This window comes from Chryseobacterium sp. SIMBA_028, assembly GCF_046535285.1.
Taxonomy (GTDB): domain Bacteria; phylum Bacteroidota; class Bacteroidia; order Flavobacteriales; family Weeksellaceae; genus Chryseobacterium.
Genome location: NZ_JAWRWZ010000374.1, coordinates 1 through 265, shown reverse-complemented (window position 1 = coordinate 265; position 265 = coordinate 1). Strand labels below are relative to the sequence as shown.

Sequence of the window (265 nt, the reverse complement as noted above, 5' to 3'; positions counted from 1 at the left end):
CCACGATCTCTGGATGAAGGATTATCTGGAAGAAGAGATCGGATGTACTGTTTTTTATAAGAAACAGTATTTTGAAATGGGTGGCAAACAATTTTTATTGGCTCACGGAGATGGTTTGGGACCAGGCGATAAAGGATATAAAAGAATGAAAAAAGTCTTTACCAATCCTGTTGCCCAATGGTTTTTCAAATGGCTGCATCCGGATATTGCTATGAAGATTGCTTTGTACATGTCTCAGAAAAATAAAATGATTTCTGGTGATGAG

Annotated in this window: 1 pseudogene; it reads left to right on the top strand. The window is 37.4% G+C overall.

Annotation, left to right across the window (positions count from 1 at the left end):
- Window positions 1–265 (top strand): annotated as a pseudogene (locus SCA31_RS23820) (UDP-2,3-diacylglucosamine diphosphatase); the annotation flags it as partial.